Source organism: Dysgonomonas mossii (assembly GCF_004569505.1).
Lineage (GTDB): Bacteria > Bacteroidota > Bacteroidia > Bacteroidales > Dysgonomonadaceae > Dysgonomonas.
Genome location: NZ_SPPK01000001.1, coordinates 411,227 through 427,357, shown reverse-complemented (window position 1 = coordinate 427,357; position 16,131 = coordinate 411,227). Strand labels below are relative to the sequence as shown.

The 16,131-nt window shown below is 38.1% G+C and carries 19 protein-coding genes; 6 read left to right on the top strand and 13 right to left on the bottom strand.

Annotated features, from left to right (window positions below):
• Positions 1-40: 40 nt before the first annotated feature.
• The 13 genes from hisB to E4T88_RS02035 form a co-directional block, all read right to left on the bottom strand.
• Entirely contained in the window at positions 41-1,156 is a 1,116-nt protein-coding gene (hisB, locus tag E4T88_RS02095; RefSeq protein WP_135103822.1) for a bifunctional histidinol-phosphatase/imidazoleglycerol-phosphate dehydratase HisB, read from the bottom strand.
• Positions 1,157-1,208: 52 nt separating this feature from the next.
• Positions 1,209-2,237, bottom strand: coding sequence for a histidinol-phosphate transaminase (gene hisC / locus E4T88_RS02090; RefSeq protein WP_135103821.1), 1,029 nt, complete (start codon positions 2,235-2,237; stop codon positions 1,209-1,211).
• A 148-nt stretch (positions 2,238-2,385) separates the two neighbouring features.
• Positions 2,386-2,964: a DJ-1/PfpI family protein gene (locus tag E4T88_RS02085; RefSeq protein ID WP_135103820.1), complete on the bottom strand. Its 579-nt coding sequence runs from the start codon at positions 2,962-2,964 to the stop codon at positions 2,386-2,388.
• A gap of 88 nt (positions 2,965-3,052) precedes the next feature.
• A complete protein-coding gene (locus E4T88_RS02080; protein ID WP_135103819.1) occupies positions 3,053-3,508 on the bottom strand; it encodes a cupin domain-containing protein in 456 nt (151 codons plus the stop codon).
• A 46-nt stretch (positions 3,509-3,554) separates the two neighbouring features.
• Positions 3,555-3,986 (bottom strand): GNAT family N-acetyltransferase, encoded by a 432-nt coding sequence (locus E4T88_RS02075; RefSeq protein WP_135103818.1) that lies wholly within the window; start codon positions 3,984-3,986, stop codon positions 3,555-3,557.
• Positions 3,983-4,333, bottom strand: coding sequence for a hypothetical protein (locus E4T88_RS02070; protein WP_135103817.1), 351 nt, complete (start codon positions 4,331-4,333; stop codon positions 3,983-3,985). The genes E4T88_RS02075 and E4T88_RS02070 overlap by 4 nt, the downstream gene beginning before the upstream one ends.
• On the bottom strand, positions 4,330-5,616 hold the full coding sequence (gene hisD, locus E4T88_RS02065) for a histidinol dehydrogenase (RefSeq protein ID WP_135103816.1): 1,287 nt from the start codon (positions 5,614-5,616) through the stop codon (positions 4,330-4,332). The genes E4T88_RS02070 and hisD overlap by 4 nt, the downstream gene beginning before the upstream one ends.
• Before the next feature lie 3 nt (positions 5,617-5,619).
• Complete coding sequence (locus tag E4T88_RS02060) at positions 5,620-6,147, bottom strand: GNAT family N-acetyltransferase (protein ID WP_135103815.1); 528 nt, start codon at positions 6,145-6,147, stop codon at positions 5,620-5,622.
• Positions 6,144-6,998: an ATP phosphoribosyltransferase gene (gene hisG / locus E4T88_RS02055; RefSeq protein WP_135103814.1), complete on the bottom strand. Its 855-nt coding sequence runs from the start codon at positions 6,996-6,998 to the stop codon at positions 6,144-6,146. Before hisG ends, E4T88_RS02060 begins: the two co-directional genes overlap by 4 nt.
• 227 nt (positions 6,999-7,225) lie before the next feature.
• Complete coding sequence (locus E4T88_RS02050; RefSeq protein ID WP_135103813.1) at positions 7,226-7,714, bottom strand: hypothetical protein; 489 nt, start codon at positions 7,712-7,714, stop codon at positions 7,226-7,228.
• 2 nt (positions 7,715-7,716) lie between these two features.
• The gene (locus E4T88_RS02045) at positions 7,717-8,082 is read right to left on the bottom strand and encodes a hypothetical protein (protein ID WP_135103812.1); all 366 of its coding nucleotides are present in this window, start codon (positions 8,080-8,082) and stop codon (positions 7,717-7,719) included.
• Between the two features lie 58 nt (positions 8,083-8,140).
• Positions 8,141-8,692: an RNA polymerase sigma factor gene (locus E4T88_RS02040; RefSeq protein ID WP_135103811.1), complete on the bottom strand. Its 552-nt coding sequence runs from the start codon at positions 8,690-8,692 to the stop codon at positions 8,141-8,143.
• 33 nt (positions 8,693-8,725) lie between these two features.
• The gene (locus tag E4T88_RS02035; protein ID WP_006842420.1) at positions 8,726-9,760 is read right to left on the bottom strand and encodes a tetratricopeptide repeat protein; all 1,035 of its coding nucleotides are present in this window, start codon (positions 9,758-9,760) and stop codon (positions 8,726-8,728) included.
• A gap of 288 nt (positions 9,761-10,048) precedes the next feature.
• Between E4T88_RS02035 and E4T88_RS02030 the strand changes: the two genes are divergently transcribed.
• The 6 genes from E4T88_RS02030 (at position 10,049) to E4T88_RS02005 (ending at position 16,094) form a co-directional block, all read left to right on the top strand.
• Positions 10,049-12,316 (top strand): aconitate hydratase, encoded by a 2,268-nt coding sequence (locus tag E4T88_RS02030; protein ID WP_135103810.1) that lies wholly within the window; start codon positions 10,049-10,051, stop codon positions 12,314-12,316.
• Between the two features lie 116 nt (positions 12,317-12,432).
• Positions 12,433-13,017 (top strand): DJ-1/PfpI family protein, encoded by a 585-nt coding sequence (locus E4T88_RS02025; RefSeq protein ID WP_135103809.1) that lies wholly within the window; start codon positions 12,433-12,435, stop codon positions 13,015-13,017.
• A 10-nt stretch (positions 13,018-13,027) separates the two neighbouring features.
• A complete protein-coding gene (locus E4T88_RS02020) occupies positions 13,028-13,465 on the top strand; it encodes a GNAT family N-acetyltransferase (protein WP_135103808.1) in 438 nt (145 codons plus the stop codon).
• A gap of 84 nt (positions 13,466-13,549) precedes the next feature.
• The gene (locus E4T88_RS02015; RefSeq protein WP_135103807.1) at positions 13,550-14,908 is read left to right on the top strand and encodes a citrate synthase; all 1,359 of its coding nucleotides are present in this window, start codon (positions 13,550-13,552) and stop codon (positions 14,906-14,908) included.
• Positions 14,908-15,297, top strand: a complete 390-nt coding sequence (locus E4T88_RS02010) for a DUF423 domain-containing protein (protein WP_135103806.1) — start codon at positions 14,908-14,910, stop codon at positions 15,295-15,297. Before E4T88_RS02015 ends, E4T88_RS02010 begins: the two co-directional genes overlap by 1 nt.
• 80 nt (positions 15,298-15,377) lie before the next feature.
• Positions 15,378-16,094, top strand: coding sequence for a head GIN domain-containing protein (locus E4T88_RS02005; RefSeq protein WP_135103805.1), 717 nt, complete (start codon positions 15,378-15,380; stop codon positions 16,092-16,094).
• The last annotated feature ends 37 nt before the right edge of the window (positions 16,095-16,131 follow it).

Below are 16,131 nucleotides of genomic sequence, written 5' to 3'. Positions count from 1 at the left end.
GCTCTTGCTTTATTTATTGCATCAATTTCACATTAAATAGTCAAATCACCCCTTTGGTAGAAGGTAGTTCGTAATTGAAGATATCTCTCTTTTTCGCCATCTTCAAAGCTCTGGCCAACGCCTTAAAAATACCTTCTATTTTGTGATGCTCATTCGCGCCTTCTGCCTTTATATTGAGGTTCATTTTCGCCGAGTCGCTTAAAGATTTAAAAAAGTGTAGGAACATTTCGGTAGGCATATCTCCTACTTTCTCACGATGAAACTCTGCATCCCAAACCAACCAAGCCCGACCTCCAAAGTCAAGCGCAACGGAACACAAACAATCATCCATAGGCAAGCTATAGCCATAACGTTCTATACCTCTTTTATCTCCTAATGCCTTATATATCGCTTCACCTAAAGCAATAGCGGTATCTTCTATTGTATGATGCTCATCTACATGCAGATCTCCTTTTACCTGTATGGTAAGATCCATCCCCGAATGTTTTCCTATTTGCTCAAGCATATGATCGAAAAAGCCTAAACCTGTAGATATCTGACAATGCCCTTTTCCGTCCAGATTGAGTGCAATATATATATCTGTTTCTTTGGTCGTTCTTTTTACCTCTGCTTTGCGCTCTCCGGCAAACAAAAACTCAGAGATGACATCCCAATCGGTAGTTTGAAGTACACATATATCCTTTAGCTCATCAGGTAAAACAAATTCATCTTGCATAAAGATAGCTTTACAACCTAGATTTTTTGCTAGCTCAACATCTGTTTGCCTGTCTCCAATCACAAAGGAACGTTCAAGATCGTAATCCCCTGTCATATATTTGCCTAACATACCTGTACGAGGTTTTCGTGTTGGGGCATTATCTTCAGGGAAACTTTTATCAATAAGGATATCATCAAATACGATCCCTTCTCCTTCCAGCGTCTTAAGCATTTTGTTATGTGCCGGCCAGAATGTATCCTCGGGAAAAGATGGAGTACCCAATCCATCTTGATTAGTAACCATCACAAATTCAAAATCGAGATTCTTTCCGATAAAATAAAGGTTACGAAAAACCTTTGGATAAAACTCAAGTTTATCGAGGCTATCCAGTTGATAATCTATCGGTGGTTCTATAACCAATGTCCCATCACGGTCTATAAATAGAGCTTTCTTTTTCATTATAATATATTGGATATGCTTTTAGATCGGATTTCCCTCTCTATTGATATGTTTATAACGTTCGCAAAGTTTTAATTAACATCTCATTTTCTTTATCAGTACCTACCGTTATACGCAAACATCCGGCGCACAAAGAGACCGAATTCCTGTTGCGAACAATTACACCTTTATCTGCTAATTGCTTGTACAGGCTATTGGCATCCTCAACCTTTACCAATATAAAATTGGCATCCGTGGGATATATTTTCTCTACAAAAGGTAATTTTGGCAACTCATTTATTAGATAATTTCGTCCTTTGAGCAAGGTAGCAATCCACTGCTTCCTTAATTCGAGTTTGTCTAATTCATCTCCAACAAAATTTTGAGTCAAGATATTTACATTATATGGATACTTAACTTTATTGAACAATTTGATTATTTCAGCCGAAGCAAAAGCCATACCTAGACGTACAGCAGCCAATCCCCATGCTTTAGAAAATGTTTGCAGAATTATCAGATTAGGATATTTCTCAAGGTCATTCAGCCATGTCGCTTCAGAAGCAAAGTCAATATAAGCCTCATCAACGACTACAATACCCGCAAAAGAATCTAATACCTTTTTTATTTCTTCCCTGCTCAACAAGTTTCCTGTAGGGTTGTTAGGAGAGCATAAAAATATCAACTTTGTATTACGATCTGTTTTTTCAAGCAGTTTCTGAGCATCCAGATCGAAGTTTTCGTTCAGCAATACTTTCCGATACTCTACATCGTTCACCTCTGCGCAAACCTGATACATCCCGTAAGTAGGATCAACGGCAACAATATTATCAATGCGAGGTTCGCAGAAGATACGAATAACCAGATCGATAGGCTCATCACTGCCATTGCCTAAGAAGATATTTTCGGGAGCTATATTTTTTACCTTAGCTATTTTTTGTTTCAAAGACCACTGTAAAGGATCGGGATAACGATTATACTTATCATTCAGAGGATTTTCATTGGCATCTAAAAAGACTGATGCTTCTCCTTTAAATTCATCTCTAGCCGATGAATAAGGCTTCATATTCCATACATTTTTGCGCACAAGCTGCTGTAAATTCATTCCTTTAAACTGTTTAGTTTAGATGTCTTTTTATCTTATTTATTTAACTTAACTACGCAGCAAGCACTGCCATATATCAGAGCTAAGAAAGTGCCCAAAAGAGAAGAACACACTTTTGAGCACTCCTATTCTCTTATACTTGTATATTTTACAATTCAATTTTAACCCCAAGAAGTTTATAAAACTCTTTTAATATAGCCGGATGTCCGGGCCATGCAGGGGAGGTAGTCAGATTACCGTCTGTAATAGCTTCGGTAGCGGGAATATCTTTGTAATTACCGCCAGCCAACTTAACTTCAGGCCCTACAGCTACATAACAGGTAAGCGTCTTTCCTTTAACCACATCTGCGGCAGTAAGCACCTGTATACCGTGGCAAATAGCTGCAACAGGCAGATTTTTTTCGAAGAAATACTTTGTATATTCTATTACTTTAGGATCGAGACGAATATATTCAGGAGCTCGACCACCTGTAATATACAATCCTGCGTAATCTTCAATTTTTACATTATCAAAAGTCTTATTCAATGTGAAGTTATGACCTCTCAGCTCTGCATAAGTCTGAAATCCTACAAAATCATGTATTGCCGTAGCAACCTGTTCTCCGGCTTTCTTCCCCGGACATACTACATCTACATGGAATCCTACACTTACCAGTGCCTGATAAGGAACCATCAATTCGTAATCCTCAACAAAATCGCCCGCTAGCATCAATATTCTTTTATTCATGATAAAACAGATTTTATAATTAGACAATCAATTAATTCCAATAAATATAAATAATATTTTAACAAAAGGCTCTATGAGTTAAAGTTATTTATATATTAGGCTGATATGTAGTCACAACAAATACGATCAGAGGCTCGTCCCCCGTATTGATTATAGAGTGATAATTATTATCTCCCTGAATAGATGTTACGTTCCCTTTTTTCAAGTTGAACTTTCGGGTAATTTTGTCCAATCCTTCACGTTCTATATATTCACCTTCGCCATGAACCAATACATATAATTCTTGTTCTTTCTTTGTACCATGCTCATGAAATCCAGCCTGATCACCCTTATTCAACAAAACCATGTAAGTACCAATACGGTTATTCACCAACTCTCCTTTCTCAAATATAGACAGCATGTACACAACGCCATTACCATCGTACATCGGGTCTCTCTTTTCTATATCTATAACTGTACGTTGAGGTTTTCCAAAAGGAGTTAATGTAATATCTACATATTTTGATACTGTTTCCAGTACTTGTTTTTTTTCGTTTTCCATCATTATTCAATTTATATATGTCTTTATACGAATATTTTTCTTGGTATGTTTAGAGTATTTTCTGCATTTCAAAATGGGGGATACCAACTTCTTCAAACTCGTCACCAACTATACCATAGTTATATTTCAGGTAGAATCCTATAGCAACCTTTCTGGCATGCAATACAATCTTATCAAATCCGTTTTCTTTTGCAGACTCTTCTGCGAACAAGAGCAACTTTGCACCTATTCCTTTTTTCTGAGTAGAATCCTCTACTGCCATTTGACGCAATTGAACTATATTTTTATCTATTGGTGTAAGAATACAACATCCTACAATCTGCCCTTCATTTTCGCAGACACAGAGCATATCCTCTTTCTCCTTTTCGAGATATTCAGCAGAAAATGTAAGTCCTAGAGGCGCTCTCAATATCTTATAACGAAGAGCAACCATCTTATCGTAGTCTGATGTACCATATTTTATAATTCTGGCCTGAATCATTTTTCTAACAGTTTATTTAGTTCTGTCGACATGTAAGCACCTAAGCGATATGTACCATTTCCGTCCCTTAATAATGCTCCGTTCCGTTGTATAGAGATAGTATCTTTACTTCGAATAAATACAAACTGATCTTTCGGAATAAAGTCTACAGCTTCCTTCTGTGCCGAGCCTATGATATCAACTAATCTGGCTATTTGAGCCTTGTTTCGTATTTCAACTCTCTCCCCAAAATATTTTTCGTAAATTACCTTGTCGGCATTTACATATTGAGCCTTATTGATTGTTTTCTCAAAAGCCGAACAGCTTACCAATAGTACGATTGTAACTAATAAACTAAGTGATTTCATTTTTCTTTGTCCTTTAGCCGTAAAGTTACTGCATTTTTATGAGCAAACAATTGTTCGTTCTCTGCCATTACTTCAATCGTTTTGCCAAGATTGTAAATGCCATCTTTTGTAATCTTCTGGAAAGTTATCTTTTTCACAAAGCTATCCAAATTAACACCGCTATAAGCCTTAGCATAACCATTAGTAGGCAACGTATGATTTGTTCCTGAAGCATAGTCTCCGGCACTCTCCGGCGTATAATTTCCAAGAAAAACAGAGCCTGCATTTACTATTTCGTCTGCAATATCTGCATAGTCTGCCGTTTCTATAATAAGGTGTTCGGGCGCATATTCGTTGGTTATATCTATAATTTCCCTATTATCCTTTAATAGGATCAGCTTACTGTTTTCTAATGCCTTTTCAGCAATCTCTCGACGAGGAAGTTCAAACAATTGTCGCTCTATCTCGTGCAGAACTTCAGAGATAAGAGATTCGCTGGTTGTTGTTAATATCACCTGACTATCTGCTCCATGCTCTGCCTGCGACAATAAATCGGCAGCAACAAATGCAGGTATGGATGTCTCATCTGCAATCACTTGTACCTCGGATGGCCCTGCCGGCATATCTATCGCTACATCTCTGAGGCTTACAAGCTGTTTCGCAGCCATCACATACTGGTTTCCGGGTCCGAATATTTTATAGACTTTAGGTACAGATTCCGTGCCGTAAGCCATGGCGCCAATAGCCTGTATTCCTCCCGCCTTAAATACTTTATCCACACCGGCTTCTTTTGCTGCATACAATATAGCCGGATGTATATTACCTTCTTTATTGGGTGGTGTACAAAGGATAATCTCTTTACAACCTGCAATTTTAGCCGGAATGGCAAGCATCAAGACAGTAGAAAACAAAGGAGCTGTCCCCCCCGGAATATAAAGCCCTACTTTTTCGATAGCAACGGCCTTTTGCCAACAAGTGACACCTTTGCTTGTCTCTATTTTTTTAGTCTCAAATATCTGACTACGATGAAATACCTCTATATTCTCTTTTGCTTGTCTGATAGCTTTCTTTAATTCTTGAGAAACTAAATTCTCCGCTTCTGCTATTTCTTCTGCCGAAACTGCCAGAGAGAGAAGCTTCACTTTATCGAATTTTTCTTCATATTCAAAGACAGCCTGATCTCCTCTTTCTTTTATATCATCAAGTACAGAACTAACTGTGCTGTTCAATGCTGAAGTATCGAAAACAGGACGTGCCAGTATCTCTGCCCACTGGCTGCGTAAAGGATATTTTATTATCTGCATAATTTACTTCTTATATTCTTTCCTCAACAAGCTGTAAACAGCTATGTCAGTAAACACATTATCTACCAACAATTCTCCATCACGCTCTATACCCTCCATCTGAAAGCCAAGCTTTTCAGGAATACGGCGACTCTTATCATTACCTACAGCAACCTTTATCTGAATACGATTCATATCCAGTTCACCAAAAGCATGTTCTATAAGTTTGGCAACCGATTGTATCATGATGCCTTTACCTTGAGCATATTGTGACAACCAGTATCCTATTTCTGTCTTCTTATTATCTGAATCTGTGTCTTTAAAACCAATCAGCCCTACAAACTGATCCTTATAGTATATAGTAAATTGTTTGCCGGCTGTCTGCAATACATATCTCACATAGTTCTCCGTATCTTCCGCTTCTTTTGTAGCATCTACAAACGGCAACCATTCACGCATATATTCTCGTTCGTTGTTGAGCGTATTGAATATCTTAAAGATATCATCTACAGACAAAGGATATAATACAATATCTTCTGAGACTTCTATCATAAGATCATTTTTTCTATAGGTAATACAATAATGCCTTCAGCACCACATGCTTTTAGTTTGGTGATAACCTCCCAAAAACGTTTATCCTCAATAACCGACTGAACAGAACACCAACCCTTTGTAGCTAGTGGGGTAACTGTAGGGCTTCTCATCCCCGGCAAGATATCAAATATTTCTTCAAGCTTATCTTCGGGTGCATTCAGAAGTACATATTTTTTCCCTTCTGCACTCTGAACAGCTTCTATCCTGAATATTAGTTCGTCAAGGATATCCTTTTTCTCCTGTGGTAAGTTTTTTGTTGCTATCAATAAAGCTTGCGATTGCATAACAACCTCAACCTCTTTCAGACGATTACTTACCAATGTCCCACCGGAACTCACTATATCAAAAATAGCATCCGAGAGACCTATACTAGGCGAAATCTCTACCGATCCTGTAATAATATGAATCTCTGATTTAATACCCTGCTCTGCTAAATACTGATTTAAGATATGAGGATAAGATGTTGCTATCTTCTTCCCTTCAAACCATTGCACACCCTCGTATTTTTCATCCTTTGGAATAGCCAGCGATAAGCGACATTTACTAAACCCTAAGCCTTTTACGACATCCGCAGCCTCGGCTTTTTCCTTATATTCATTTTCTCCTACCACACCGATATCGGCAACCCCCGTAGCTACAGCTTGTGGGATATCGTCGTCACGCAGAAAGAGAATCTCTACGGGAAAATCCTTTGCAGGAATAAGCAGCGTGCGCTTAATATTATTCAGTTTTATACCGGCTTCTTGTAAAAGCGCCATCGTTTCCTCAAATAGCCGACCTTTCGACTGAACAGCAATTCTTAATACCATGATATATTAATTTTATATTATTTTCCAGCAATAAAAAAAAGAGCTTACCTCTATCAGGCAAGCTCTTCTATATTTTGGCAAACACCACATCAATATACTTACTTACCCAACGGGAGTAACACTATAATGATGATGATGAAATTTATTGCTCATAATTTTATTTTTACAAAAGCAAAAGTATACATTATTTGCAATAAACCAAACTTTATGTCATTATTTTTTCACTTTTAATCAGAATCTCCACCAGAATTGAATCTTTCCCTGTGGCGCTTCAATTCGTCTTCTTTGAATCGAATATCAACTGATCTGTACTTTTCCAACTTCTCAGCCGACAGTACTTTTGCAAACTTCTTATAATATTCGATTTGTAACTGAGAATCTCTTTGTTCCGATTCCAGATTCAATTGAACAATTCTTTTATAATCTGCATCCGTTTTGTCTTTTTTACGCTTCAGTTCGCGGGTCTCTCTTCGTGCCTCACGGTTAGCTTCATATTTTTTCATTGAAAACTCTGCTTCCAACGGCAAAAATGCTTTAGCTTCCGCATCTGTTAAGTTTAGTTCTTTTTTTAAATACTCTGCTTTCTTTTGGTTGAATGCTTGTATATCGAACCGTCCTCCACCTTGTCTCTGTCTATTCTGGGCTGCAACTGAAAACGTAAAACAGAACAGCAACAAGAAAACCAGAATACTTTTCAACTTCATATCGGTATTCATTATTAATAGTTATATAACATTTCCTTAAATTGAGATTTCCTTACCTCATCCTGCAAAAAAAGATAGTAATCCTCTTCGTCCTGAGGGCTGGTATATGCAATAGTTTCTTCGGTCATATCCGTCTTTTGATTGGCATATTGTTTATCCGAAGGCATATTATTTTTGTCAAAAACACCAACTGTGAACAAAATACCAACAATTGCTGCCGCAGCTGCTGTCCAAGGCAATACCTTCTTCCACAACGGAACAATCTTTGCCTTTGGTTCTTCTTTAGAAGGCAGTTGATCCATTATCCTGTTATTAAAATTCTCGAAGTAATTTTCGGGAACTTTAAAAGGTTTTTTGCTTTTGTCAAAATTATCCAACATGATTGTTTAATCTTTAGATTCCTTATCTGTATTATAGACTATTATTTAGATAAAAGGTTTAATTCTCTGTTGTTAAAAATTCCTCTATTTTTTTTACCGCATGATGATAAGACGCTTTTAGTGCCCCCACAGAGGTTTCTAAAATTTCGGACATATCTTCATATTTCATTTCATCAAAATATTTCATATTGAAAACAATACGCTGCTTCTCAGGCAAAAGAAGAATTGCCTTCTGTAGTTTCAGTTGAGCTTCGTCTCCGTCAAAGTACTCATCACCTTCGAGCTTACCCAATAAGAATGTATCTGCATCATCTATCGAAACATTGTTCAGAGATCGCTGCTTATTGAGAAATGTAATAGCTTCATTAACAGCTATACGATAAAGCCAGGTAGACAGCTTGGAGTCTCCCCGGAAATTTTCGATACTTGTCCATACTTTTATAAATGTATTTTGCAAGACATCATCCGTATCATCATGACTCAATACGATTTTTCGTATCTGCCAATACAAAGGCTCACTATACTCCTTCACCAGCTCGGCAAATGCCGCCTGTTGAGTTTTGGGCTCGTGAAGCCTCTCTATAAGTTGTTCTTCTGCCTCCCGTGACATTTACTATAAATCTTCCAAATATCAATTACTCTATTATTCTAAATCCGAATCATCACCAAAATCGGCTTCTTCATCGGCTTCACCCTGACCATGCTCGAACCATTCGATAAAATTATCAACTTGCGTCTTGTTTTTATCCCACCATGTAAGCGATTCGGGGAAATAAGCAACACTCACATAGCGGCAATAAGTATCAAAATGTCCCGAACCTAAGATTTCTTCATAGGTAGGAACAAAGAAAAACCACAACAATCCACTTTGAGAGTCATTCTGCATTTGCGCTATAGTAAAGAATATAAGCTTCGAAGCCTCTACAAAATAAGAATATTCAGAAGCACTATCCGTGCCTTGCGGTTTCTTCAATTGTATATTCTTATACAGCCATTCACGGTCTATGCCATCTTCAGGAGTCAGCCTTACTGAACCGGGTTCTAGTTTGGCATTCAATATATCCAACATCTCACTGAAAGCATCTTTCGATCTTTCGGTATTGGGCTCCAACAATAAAAAGAAATGGAATGCATAAAAACTCTGCACCCACTGATCCAAGTCGTTCAAAGCATAAGCATACAACAAGAATGCACTCGAGTGCGTTGCATCTATTTCTATCGCTTTACGCAAGTGATGCGCAGCCATTTTATTGTCCTTGCTATTGAAGTAGCAGAGACCTAAGTTGAAGTGAAGCAAATACTCATCTCCACATCTGACAACGGCATCGTTCAACGTTTTAATCGCATCGCTCATCTTATCCATATTAGCCAGTGCCGTACCCTTTACAATATAGGCATCCATAAGTAAAGGCTGAAAGTTGGCATTAATAACTTTTGAGCTTAAGCTTACGGCACGCTCATAATTATTAAGCTTCAAATAAGACAAAGACATTTCGTAAACAGCAGACATTGACGAAGGATTTACCTTCAATGCCTCTTCATAAGAAGATATGGCTTCTTTATAACGCCCTTTATCATGAAGGCTAACCCCTTCTCTAATGAGTTTTTCGGAGGAAGACTGAGCCTTTATAGATAATGTTGCGAATAATAGAATTAATATAAAGATGATATTCTTCATGCCATAAAATTGTTTAGAGCTACAAAAATAAGAAAATCCTGCTAAAATAAGCCTTTAACTAAAATTCTTAGACTTTTTTAAAAGACCGAGGTTTAATATACAGCTATTTCATATTATCTAAAAACAACGATTTTATCCACATCTTACATTTATATATAGATATTCAATTTTAGCTTACTTTATCTATGCGTAATATAATCTTTCTATATAAAAGACGTCACATAATAGAACATTTTTATTATTTTTGTTATTCTAGGTATTTGGACATAACTAAAAAAACAATGATCGATGAAAAGTAATACGTTTGACATAGAAATGATTCGTAAATTCTATGAATCTTACCCCAAAAAAGTTGATGAAGCAAAGAAGATTCTTAAGCGACCATTAACCCTTAGCGAGAAAATCCTATACGCTCACCTATCAACAGATGAGCCTTTAAAAAACTATGTCCGTGCCACCGATTATGTAAACTTTTCACCCGATAGGGTTGCTATGCAGGATGCTACAGCTCAAATGGCTTTATTACAACTGATGAACTCAGGGCGAACAAAAGTGGCTGTACCTTCCACCGTACACTGCGACCACCTGATACAAGCTCATAAATCGGCAAAAGAAGACCTGAACACGGCCGAAGTAACAAACAAAGAAGTATATGACTTTCTGAGTGCCGTATCAAATAAATTCGGCATCGGCTTTTGGAAGCCGGGAGCCGGCATCATACACCAAGTAGTACTCGAGAACTATGCCTTCCCGGGAGGAATGATGATAGGGACGGACTCTCATACACCTAATGCCGGAGGGCTGGGCATGATAGCCATAGGCGTGGGTGGTGCCGATGCGGTAGACGTTATGGCGGGAATGCCTTGGGAACTAAAAATGCCTAAACTGATCGGTGTAAAACTCACAGGAAAACTATCCGGGTGGGCTTCGCCAAAAGATGTAATATTGAAATTGGCAGGAATACTTACCGTAAAAGGAGGCACGAATGCTATTATAGAATATTTCGGAGATGGAACAAGCTCGCTATCTGCTACGGGAAAAGCAACGATATGTAATATGGGAGCAGAAGTAGGTGCAACCACATCCATCTTCCCTTACGACAAAAAATCATCTGATTACCTAAAAGCAACAGAACGCACCGATGTGTCTGAACTTGCAGATAAAGTAATCGAGTATCTTCAACCGGATACAGAAACAGTAAACAATCCGAAAGAATATTTCGATCAGGTGATAGAAATAGACTTATCGACACTCGAACCATACGTAAATGGCCCATTCACTCCCGACGCAGCTCATCCGATTTCGGAATTTGCAAAAGTAGTGAAAGAAAAAGGCTATCCTCAAAAAATGGAAGTGGGCTTGATAGGGTCGTGTACAAACTCATCGTATGAAGACTTATCACGAGCCGTATCGATTGTAAAAGACGCAAAACAAAAGCATGTAGAAGTTAAAGCACAATTCATTATCAACCCCGGATCGGAACAAGTACGTTATACAGCCGAAAGAGACGGCATACTTCCTGCCTTCGAAGAAGTGGGCGCTACCATAATGGCAAATGCCTGTGGCCCATGTATAGGACAATGGAAACGTGAAAGCAAAGACCCTGAGCGTGCGAATTCTATCGTTACCTCTTTTAACAGGAACTTTGCAAAAAGAAACGACGGGAACCCAAATACACACGCATTTGTTACATCTCCTGAGATTGTTGCAGCATTGAGCATTGCCGGCGATCTTTGTTTCAACCCTATGACTGACACCTTAGTAAATAGTGAGGGGGAGAAAGTAAAATTGGAAGAGCCAAAAGGATATGAATTACCTCCGTTAGGATATGAATTGAAAGAATCCGGATTTTTAGCACCTATTGCAGATGGATCGGATATCGAAATCAGCATAGCAAAAGATTCACAACGACTTCAAGAATTAGCGCCATTTGCGGCATGGAATGGCAAAGACATCATAGAACAACCGCTTCTTATTAAGGTAAAAGGAAAATGTACGACAGACCATATTTCGATGGCTGGTCCGTGGCTTCGATTCAGAGGACATCTGGATAACATCTCCGACAATATGCTCATTGGGGCAGTAAACGCTTTCAATGATAAAACAAATGCAGTACTTGATCAGGAAGCGAACGAATACATACCAGTTCCAAAACTAGCCCGTAAGTTTAAAGCCGAGGGGTTAGGGTCAGTTGTTGTTGCCGAAGAAAATTATGGAGAAGGATCTTCTCGTGAACATGCTGCGATGGAACCTCGTTTCTTGAATGTAAAAGCTATACTTGTTAAGTCTTTCGCTCGTATACACGAAACAAATCTAAAAAAGCAAGGGATGCTGGCGCTTACCTTTGTGGATAAGAATGACTATGAAAAAATAAAGGAAGACGACAAAATCAGCATAATCGGTCTCACCGAGTTTAAACCCGGAAAAAACCTGACTGTTGAACTAACACACAAGAATGGGACAAAAGAATCTTTTGAGGTTGCCCATACATATAATGAGGTGCAGATAGCTTGGTTTAAAGCCGGTAGTGCCCTGAACTATATGAAACAAAAATAATTTTATTTATCTCATTATAAAGTTACACCTATAGTAAAAGGTGACATTACGAAAACATCATTAACCTGTTACTTTTGTCACCTTTGTCACCTTTTACATAGAAACACAATGTAGCAATGATCATAAACGTTGTACTATTTCACAACTTTGAAACCCTTGACGTATTTGGCCCTGTGGAAGTTTTTGGCAAAGCAGACGGATGGGAAATCAAATATTATTCTCTGAATGGCGGTTTGATTTCGAATCAAGACAATATACACATCGCGACAGAAAAACTTCATCAGTTTATCTCCGATCAGGTATTGTTTCTTCCCGGAGGAATGGGTGCAAGGGATGAAATAAACAACTCCGGCTTTATTGATACAATAAAACATCTGGCGGCCAAAAGCCAATTCGTTATCACTGTCTGCACAGGAAGTGCACTACTCGCAAAGACGGGGCTATTGGACGGAAGAAAAGCAACGTCAAACAAACGGTCTTTCGGTTGGGTAAAACAAAGCTCCGAGCAAGTCACTTGGATAAAACAAGCCCGATGGGTAGTAGATGGCAAATACTATACATCTTCAGGTATTAGCGCAGGAATAGATATGGCTTTAGGCTTTATAGCAGACATAAAGGGACTAGAGAAAGCTATAGAAATAGCAAAAAGAATAGAATACAACTGGCAAGAAGATAAAACCGTTGATAACTTCACTGATTAAAGATCAAAATATGGTAACAATAAAAAAGATTGAAGAGAATGATTTCGAAGAATTAGTTGCTCTTTTTCTTGAATTTGCAACATTCCAGAACCAACCGGAAAAGATGAAAAATTCGGTAGAAAAGATGATATCCGAGAAAGACTTCCTTCATGGTTTTACAGCCAGAGATGAAGATGATAGGATTATAGGATATGCTACTTTTTTCTTTGCATATTACACATGGGTGGGTAAATCCTTATATATGGATGATCTTTACATAAAAGAACAATATAGAGGGAAGGGAATCGGCACGCTACTCATCAATACTGTTATCAAACATGCCGAGAAAGAGAAGTGCGACAGGTTAAGGTGGCAAGTTTCTGAATGGAACAAGCCAGCGATATCCTTTTACAAAAGTTTAGGAGCAAAAATAGACGAAACAGAAAAAAATTGCGACATAATATTCTAAATATATTTATATTATTCAAGAACCTATTTGAATAATTTTTTGTTCCTAATAAGTACCATTGACAAACAATTAAAACCAGATATTATGGATAGATTAAAAGATAGTGAAACAATAAAAAAAATATCAAAAACAGTAGAAACAACATGCAACATTGACAATGAACTTTTCAAAACTTTCAATGTAAAACGTGGACTTAGAAATGAAGACCATACAGGGGTTGTTGTTGGTCTCACAAAGGTAGGTGACGTCGTCGGGTACGAACGTGATGCTGAGGGAAATCTGACACCGATACCGGGAAGACTGATATACAGGGGAATTAGCCTTGAAGATATAGTAAAAGGAGCTCAAAAAGAAGACCGACTAGGATTTGAAGAAGTCGTTTATCTTATTCTATCGGGTAATCTGCCAAGCAAAGTAGAGCTAAAAGAGTTTTCGGGTGTAATAAGCAGAACTATGGATTTGAATCCTAAAATCGTAATGCATATATTAGACTTGGTAGGAAAAGACATCATGAACTATTTATCAAGGTGCGTGCTCGAACTATACACTTTCGATGAGAATCCAGACGATACGACTCCCGAAAATCTAATCAAGCAATCCGTCAATCTGATTGCAACATTCCCTACCATAGTAGCCTATGCACATAATGCCATACGACATGGACAAGGTAAGTCGTTACATATAAGACACCCTCAGCCAGACGTTTCTCTTGCCGAGAATTTCCTTTACATGATGAAAGGACGCCACTACACTCCACTGGATGTAAAGATACTAGATCTTGCCATGATGGTACACGCCGACCACGGTGGAGGGAACAACTCTACATTTACGGTACGCGTAACCAGCTCGACAGGAACCGATACATATTCTACTATTGCCGCAGGCATAGGCTCACTGAAAGGGCCTCTTCATGGAGGAGCAAACCTGAAGGTTATAGACATGATACAAACTATCAAGAGTGAGGTTAAAGACTGGACCAGCGTTGAAGAAATAGACAACTACCTTTGTAAGATATTGAACAAAGAAGCTTATGACCGCACCGGACTTATTTACGGTATCGGGCACGCTATATATACCATATCAGATCCTCGCACTGTTCTACTGAAAGAAATGGCTCGGGATTTGGCAATCGAGAAAGGTCGTGAAGCTGAGTATAATTTCTACACCTTATTAGAAGAGCGGGCGATCTTCAACTTCATGGAAACAAAAGGGAAAAATGTAAACAAACAGGTATGTGCCAATGTGGACTTTTACTCCGGTTTTGTATACGATATGATTGGTCTTCCGCAGGAAATTTACACCCCTTTATTTGCTATGGCTCGTATTGTAGGATGGACAGCACACCGCATCGAAGAACTAAACTTTAAGCAAAAACGAATTATCCGTCCTGCATATAAAAATGCAGCTGACGTTCGTGAATACATACCTATAGATAAAAGATAATGAAGCAACTCGTATTAATTGCAGCAAGTGTATACGGTACTATATCTGTTATACTTGGAGCTTTTGGAGCACATGCCTTCAAGGCGATGCTAACTCCCGATAAGCTAGCGAGCTTCGACACAGGGGTGCGTTATCAGATGTATCATGCGATTATATTGCTGGTAATAGGCCTGACTCTATCTTTCACATCCTCACTCGAGAAGTGGGCTGCTATCTCTATCATTGTGGGTGTATTCTTATTTTCGTTTAGTATTTATTTTCTAGCCTTCTCCGAATATTGGAATGTGAACTTAAAATTTTTAGGTCCTATTACCCCTATCGGAGGTATGTTTATGATTGCAGGATGGGTGATGCTGGTTGTATTTTTCATTAAAAATAAAATTATTTAATTTTTTTTGATTTTTTCTGTAACCAAAAACATAGTTATGCCGTCATATCTATAAGTTAACAATTTTAAATTATTATAGAAATGAAATCTATTTTATACACAATCAGCATTAGTTTATTAATATTTGTTGCCCAGTCTTGTAATTTCAATTCGGTAAGAGGTAACGGAACAATAGTAGAAAACGAAGTTAGTATATCTGACTATAAAGCCATTGAGTTTGGTGGGGGCGGTGAACTCATTTATGAACAAAAGCCGGACACAGCACCGTATGTACGCGTAGAAACTGATGAAAATATTTATCCGTTGTTGATAATAAAAACAGATGGAGATGTACTCTCTTTCAAGAGCAAAGAAAACATCAACCCTACAACATACAAAATATATACTAATTCGAAAGACCTGACAAGCCTAAGCATCAGCGGTTCTATGAAAGCTCACTTAAAAGGCAAGTTAGAAACTTCAAAATTAGACATATCAGTATCAGGGAGTGGCAACATCATTATAGACAGCCTTATATGTCACTCTTTGTCAACAAGAGTATCAGGATCGGGCGATGTAAATGCAAAAGGTAAAGTAACAAACATAGACTCCAGAATATCAGGTAGCGGTAAAGTAATAGCTACTGATCTAGTTGCCGACTCTGTTAAATGTTCGGTATCAGGTAGCGGAGACTTTTTTGTATATGCCAACAAATATCTGGACGTAAGCATTTCTGGCAGTGGTAGCGTTAAATACAAAGGCAACCCGCAAATAGATCAGTCAATATCCGGAAGCGGTAAGATTTCGAGACAAGAATAAGAAAACTAAAGCAATAAAAACAAAAAAGATTATCCCG

Coding starts and splice junctions, on each gene's coding strand:
- hisB (WP_135103822.1), bottom strand. CDS start 1,156: ATGAAAAAGAAAGCTCTATTTATAGACCGTGATGGGACATTGGTTATA.
- hisC (WP_135103821.1), bottom strand. CDS start 2,237: ATGAATTTACAGCAGCTTGTGCGCAAAAATGTATGGAATATGAAGCCT.
- E4T88_RS02085 (WP_135103820.1), bottom strand. CDS start 2,964: ATGAATAAAAGAATATTGATGCTAGCGGGCGATTTTGTTGAGGATTAC.
- E4T88_RS02080 (WP_135103819.1), bottom strand. CDS start 3,508: ATGATGGAAAACGAAAAAAAACAAGTACTGGAAACAGTATCAAAATAT.
- E4T88_RS02075 (WP_135103818.1), bottom strand. CDS start 3,986: ATGATTCAGGCCAGAATTATAAAATATGGTACATCAGACTACGATAAG.
- E4T88_RS02070 (WP_135103817.1), bottom strand. CDS start 4,333: ATGAAATCACTTAGTTTATTAGTTACAATCGTACTATTGGTAAGCTGT.
- hisD (WP_135103816.1), bottom strand. CDS start 5,616: ATGCAGATAATAAAATATCCTTTACGCAGCCAGTGGGCAGAGATACTG.
- E4T88_RS02060 (WP_135103815.1), bottom strand. CDS start 6,147: ATGATAGAAGTCTCAGAAGATATTGTATTATATCCTTTGTCTGTAGAT.
- hisG (WP_135103814.1), bottom strand. CDS start 6,998: ATGGTATTAAGAATTGCTGTTCAGTCGAAAGGTCGGCTATTTGAGGAA.
- E4T88_RS02050 (WP_135103813.1), bottom strand. CDS start 7,714: ATGAATACCGATATGAAGTTGAAAAGTATTCTGGTTTTCTTGTTGCTG.
- E4T88_RS02045 (WP_135103812.1), bottom strand. CDS start 8,082: ATGTTGGATAATTTTGACAAAAGCAAAAAACCTTTTAAAGTTCCCGAA.
- E4T88_RS02040 (WP_135103811.1), bottom strand. CDS start 8,692: ATGTCACGGGAGGCAGAAGAACAACTTATAGAGAGGCTTCACGAGCCC.
- E4T88_RS02035 (WP_006842420.1), bottom strand. CDS start 9,760: ATGAAGAATATCATCTTTATATTAATTCTATTATTCGCAACATTATCT.
- E4T88_RS02030 (WP_135103810.1), top strand. CDS start 10,049: ATGAAAAGTAATACGTTTGACATAGAAATGATTCGTAAATTCTATGAA.
- E4T88_RS02025 (WP_135103809.1), top strand. CDS start 12,433: ATGATCATAAACGTTGTACTATTTCACAACTTTGAAACCCTTGACGTA.
- E4T88_RS02020 (WP_135103808.1), top strand. CDS start 13,028: ATGGTAACAATAAAAAAGATTGAAGAGAATGATTTCGAAGAATTAGTT.
- E4T88_RS02015 (WP_135103807.1), top strand. CDS start 13,550: ATGGATAGATTAAAAGATAGTGAAACAATAAAAAAAATATCAAAAACA.
- E4T88_RS02010 (WP_135103806.1), top strand. CDS start 14,908: ATGAAGCAACTCGTATTAATTGCAGCAAGTGTATACGGTACTATATCT.
- E4T88_RS02005 (WP_135103805.1), top strand. CDS start 15,378: ATGAAATCTATTTTATACACAATCAGCATTAGTTTATTAATATTTGTT.